Origin of the sequence: Acinetobacter sp. ATCC 27244 (assembly GCF_000156555.1) — a bacterium.
Taxonomy (GTDB): domain Bacteria; phylum Pseudomonadota; class Gammaproteobacteria; order Pseudomonadales; family Moraxellaceae; genus Acinetobacter; species Acinetobacter haemolyticus.
The window spans coordinates 52,504-57,805 of sequence record NZ_GG665955.1 but is presented as its reverse complement, the minus strand read 5'-3'; the positions used below and the strand labels follow the sequence as shown (position 1 = coordinate 57,805).

At 38.8% G+C, this 5,302-nt stretch carries 5 protein-coding genes; 3 read left to right on the top strand and 2 right to left on the bottom strand.

The window, feature by feature from the left end; translation table 11 throughout:
- Together HMPREF0023_RS08510 and HMPREF0023_RS08505 are read left to right on the top strand one after the other, a co-directional pair.
- Positions 1-426 (top strand): DUF4882 family protein (locus HMPREF0023_RS08510; RefSeq protein WP_155757172.1); only part of this gene is annotated, 426 nt, incomplete at its 5' end.
- A gap of 167 nt (positions 427-593) precedes the next feature.
- Entirely contained in the window at positions 594-1,586 is a 993-nt protein-coding gene (locus tag HMPREF0023_RS08505; RefSeq protein WP_017396463.1) for a DUF6160 family protein, read from the top strand.
- 137 nt (positions 1,587-1,723) lie between these two features.
- Here HMPREF0023_RS08505 and HMPREF0023_RS08500 read toward each other — a convergent pair whose 3' ends face one another.
- Both HMPREF0023_RS08500 and HMPREF0023_RS08495 read right to left on the bottom strand, forming a co-directional pair.
- Entirely contained in the window at positions 1,724-2,653 is a 930-nt protein-coding gene (locus tag HMPREF0023_RS08500) for a tRNA dihydrouridine synthase (RefSeq protein ID WP_008941845.1), read from the bottom strand.
- A gap of 80 nt (positions 2,654-2,733) precedes the next feature.
- Positions 2,734-3,543 carry a cytochrome C assembly family protein gene (locus HMPREF0023_RS08495; RefSeq protein WP_017396462.1) on the bottom strand — a complete coding sequence of 270 codons (810 nt, stop codon included), beginning with the start codon at positions 3,541-3,543 and terminating at the stop codon, positions 2,734-2,736.
- 147 nt (positions 3,544-3,690) lie between these two features.
- Between HMPREF0023_RS08495 and ffh the strand changes: the two genes are divergently transcribed.
- Positions 3,691-5,100: a signal recognition particle protein gene (ffh, locus tag HMPREF0023_RS08490; protein ID WP_004638090.1), complete on the top strand. Its 1,410-nt coding sequence runs from the start codon at positions 3,691-3,693 to the stop codon at positions 5,098-5,100.
- The last annotated feature ends 202 nt before the right edge of the window (positions 5,101-5,302 follow it).

Here is a 5,302-nt window from a genome sequence, read left to right as displayed (position 1 = left end):
TCTACGTGTCATAAAATACTCCATATATTGATGTTTATAACATCATTTGGGGAGCAAAATATCACTTATAAGTGTTGTTCAAATTTCCTGATCCACCTCTATTCTTATGATGGATCAGGAATAACTTATGACAAATTTTTTGAAGTGAGTGCTACGCCGACGGGTTATCAACGATTAGGTGTTTATATTAATCAAGATACTAAACAAGTTGGTGCTATTTTTAATGGAATTAATTATGGATATGTTGGGACTGCTTCAACAAAGCCAGTAAATTATTTCTTTGAGATGAATTTGGGGCAATATGCAATACCAGCAGGAAATCCAGTTATTGGACAAGAGATTTCACAAGAATTAGTTCTGGATAGAAGTCAGTTGCAGTTCACATACCCAGCTGGAACAAAAGATTTGTGTGGTACAGTTCTTTAATCTACATAGGGTTGGATAGTAAGGCTAACTTATATTAAAAAGGGTTAGCTATTTATTAAAGTCAGGCAAAGGTAAAATACTAACTTTCGGACGTATCTCATTGTGGTTTTTCTAGATTGTGCTAAGCTAGAGTACATATTTTAAACATTTGTCTATGGATGAGGGCAATGAATAAAAATAAAAAATTAGGATGTTTGTCATTGCTGTGTATAAGTCCTTTGGCTTTAGCAATGCAACCGATGGATGATCAAAGTCTTTCAGCAATGACCGGACAAGATGGTCTAACAATTGGTGTTGAATCCAATATTCAATTTAATCAATTAGCAATGATTGATAATGATGGTCTGACTACAGATTATACAAATCGAGCTGGATTGGTGATTGCTGGTGTTGCTGGCCAAAGCTCAGAAGCTCCAGTGAAGATTTCTGGTTTAAATGGTAGCTCAGAAACCATGTTAGGTATTCGTGCGACGATAGATACTGATGCAGGTACATCAAGCAATGCATTTGTAAATATTGGTCTAGCATTTAATGATAATGTCACAGGTATACGAATTTCCCCATTTTCTGTCTATGCGGCAGCTGCAAATTCTTTATCCAGTATCAGTGGAACAACTTATACGCAAAACTCTATATTTAGTTCTGGTACTTTGATTAAAAGTGATGTTAAAGAAATCTTACGTTTAGGTGGCATTGATATTGTATTTGCTGCAAATACACCGACTATGAACATTCAATTAGGTTCAGCCCCACAAGGAGATATGATTAGATTCGGTGGTGCGATTGATTCGATTTGTGGGGCAGGTGATGGCTGTAATATTATGCTGGTCTCAGATTATGCAACATCTGGTGATGCCACGACAGCTCCAATTGGTGCAAGTTTTGATTTTAAATTCACTGGGCATAATGGTTCCCCTTTTGGTCTGACAGGTTTTTATGCTGGAATAGAAAGTGCTAACGGTACTAATCCTGGAGGTTTTGTTTTTGGACATGCTGGCACTACAGATAAATTTAATCTCCAGTTAAATAATGTGTTATTGGGTACAAACAATGCGCAACAGGCAAATGTATTCAATAATTTACCAAATGCATCTATGGGAAGTTTTGGTTTGACAGGTGCTTCAGTAACGAATCTAAGAATGAGAGTGAATGGTTTATAATTTTAGCTCTTTATTTATTTTGCAAAAGCGACTCAAGTAATTTACTTCAGAGTCGCTTTTTTTATTCTAGGATTTTTGTGTGGGGTAGATACCAATAGCACTTGCTTGTGGATACGGGACTATATATTTATGGAAAATTAAGAAGTACCAAGAGCTTCTATAATCTGTTCCAGTTGTTTTAGTCGCTTTACTTGTCCCCAAAGCTCTTGTGCTTCAGGATATGCCTTGGTCATCATACCTAACCATTGTTTATAACGACCAATCATGCCAATTTCAGTTTTAAATTGACCACTTAAAAAACGATGTTGTAATTCAACCAAATCTTGCCAACTTAATAAAGCATGATCAACATTTTGGCGGATACACTGGGTTAAATCTGGGGTAGTCACAGCACCACGACCAATCATAAGATCTGTACAGTGAGATTGGGTCAGACATGCCTTAGCATCAGTATTGTTCCAAATTTCACCATTGGCAATTACATTGATTTTTAATGCTTCAGTGATCGGTTGGATTTTTTCCCAATATGCGGGCGGAGTATAACCATCGGCTTTGGTTCTTGCATGTACGGTTAACCAACTAGCACCTGCATCTTCAATGGCATGAGCATTTTCCATGGTATGGTTTTCATCCAAATAACCCAGACGCATTTTAGCTGAAACAGGGATGTGAGAAGGCACAGCGTCACGTACGGCTTTTACTAATAAATGAACGGTTTCAGGTTCATCGAGTAGTACTGAACCACCACGATGGCGGTTGACCGTTTTGGCTGGACAACCAAAATTGAGATCAATTGCTGGCGCGCCAAGTTCAACAACTTTAGCTGCATTCGCTGCCAGCATATCGGGATTATTTCCTAGAAACTGAACGTGGACAGGTGTACCCGCAGCAGTTTTGCCATCCGTTTGTAATTCAGGACAAAAATTATAATAAATATGGTCTGGTAGAATACTGTCAGTAATACGAATAAACTCGGTCACGCACCAATCAAAGCTGCCCACATGAGTGAGAACATCACGCATGATTGGATCAGTTAGACCTTCCATTGGGGCAAGTACAAGTTTCACGGTAGTTACCTAGTTAAGCGAAAACAGCGTTATACGCATTTTAAGAAATGCTGTCTAGTGTTTATTCACATATGGAATACTTAACGTCCTAAGATCATTTCGAGTACAAATTTACTGCCAATAAAACCAATCGCGAGCAAGATAAAACCTGTAATTGTAAAACGAATCGCTTTGCGTCCACGCCAACCAAATTTGTAATGTCCAATCAACAAAGCACCATATAAAAACCACGAAATAATGCTAAACGCAGTTTTATGCGCAAGGTGTTGGGCAAAGAAATTATCAATGGTAAAGAAGCCAAATAATAAGGCGGCAGTGAGTAGAGCAAATCCTGTAATAATTAAATCAAAGAGTAATGATTCCATTATTTGGAAGGGAGGGAGTAAGTTGACCCAAATCCGTTTTTTTTGCTTCTTTTTTAGTTCTCTGTCTTGGAACCACAGGAGAACGGCATGAATAGTTGCCATTAAAAGTACAGCATAAGCTGAAAGCGATAAGATGATATGTAGATCTAATCCAAGACTATGCAACTCAATAAATTGATTTGGCTTGCTATATACAAATCCTAGAATTAAACCAAATGCAGCAACGGGCGTACCGATCAGATTTAAAGGTAAAACGGGGCGAATCAGGCTAAGGATTAAACTCAAGGTGAGCATAAGCCCTGAGGTGAACGAGATAAGGTTAAATACATCATAGTTGATGCCCATTGGTGTCATCATGTCTTGATAGAGAACTACACCGTGTAATAACAGTCCTAAACCAACGAGAAGACCGTAACACCAAAGATTTGGTGTACGTTTTGACATTAGACGAATAAACAAATACCAAAAAGAACTGGTATAAGCCACAAGTGCCAAAATTGTGTAAACCAAGGGGAGACTGATCATGTCAAACCTTTTTTAGGGGGATGAATAATATTCACCATATAAGATATAAATTCGCTGCGAACTACAGTATCCTATAGCATCTTATGCATAAATTTTCTATTTTAAGAAAGATTTTTTTGCAACTAGCCATTTTAAGCGGATTTCGCAATGTTTGATACCTTAACAGAACGACTCACACAGAGTTTAAGAAATGTTACTGGCTCAGGGCAGCTGACCGAAGACAATATTAAAGATACCCTACGTGAAGTACGTATGGCACTTCTTGAAGCCGATGTGGCGTTACCTGTAACTCGTGAATTTATCGCGAAGGTGAAGGAAGAAGCACTCGGTCAAGAGGTCATGACACAGCTTTCTCCTGGTCAGGCATTTGTAAAAATTGTCTATGATGAACTCACCAAGATGATGGGTGAGGCAAATGAAACTTTAGATTTAAGTGCTAAGCCACCTGTCGTTGTACTCCTTGCAGGTTTGCAAGGTGCGGGTAAAACCACAACCGCAGCAAAATTGGCACGCTTCTTAAAAGAACGCCAAAAGAAAAAAGTAATGACGGTTTCTGCTGACGTATATCGTCCAGCAGCGATCAAGCAGTTAGAAACCGTATCGAACGAAGTCGGTGTTGGTTTTATTCCATCGCAAGCATCTGAAAGACCAATTGATATTGTAAATCGCGCGATTGAACAAGCGAAGATTCAATTTGCGGATGTTTTGATTGTCGATACGGCGGGTCGTCTCCATGTCGATGATGACATGATGGATGAGATCAAAGAATTACATGCTGCGGTTAAGCCAACAGAAACTTTGTTTGTTGTTGATGCGATGACAGGTCAGGATGCTGCCAATACAGCAAAAGCGTTTAACGATGCTTTGGCTTTAACAGGTGTGATCTTGACCAAAACTGATGGTGACGCGCGTGGTGGTGCGGCACTTTCTGTTCGTGCTATCACTGGCAAGCCAATCAAATTCTTGGGTATTGGTGAGAAACTAGATGCGCTTGAACCATTCCATCCAGACCGTGTTGCACAACGTATCTTGGGGATGGGTGACGTCCTTTCTTTGGTCGAAGAAGTTGAACGTAAAATCGACAAAGAAAAAGCCGAAAAAATGGCGAAGAAATTGCAAAAGGGCGGCACCTTCAACTTTGAAGATATGCTGATGCAATTTGAGCAAATGAGTAAAATGGGCGGCATGATGGGCTTCTTGGATAAGCTCCCAGGTATGAGTAACTCTGGTATTCAGGATGCGATTGAAAAAGCAAATCCTGAAAAACAAGTGAAACGTATGGAAGCAATCATCCAGTCGATGACGATTAAAGAACGTCGTAATCCTGACTTGATGAATCCGAGTCGTAAAAAGCGTATTGCTGCGGGTTGTGGTATGGATGTCGCTGAAGTGAATAAACTCATTAAGCAACAAGCGCAGATGGCGAAAATGATGAAGAAGTTCGCCAATCCATCTGGTATGAGCAAGATGCTTAAATCACTGGGCAATATGCAAAAACAATTTGGTGGTGGCGGTGGTATGGGACCATTATTTGGAAATAATGATTCCAAAAAATAATTGAACCATGATTTCTAAGGCGCATTATGCGCCTTTTTTATTAATCTATATCGAGTGGAGTTGTATAAAATTAATACAAAAAATCGATATTCAATCTGGTTTTAAAGGAGCAAAATTAATTTTAAGTCTATGTTTGTATTGAATAATAATGTCAAATATGTCTCAAAATATAATGAATACGGTGTATATTGCACATTGTATG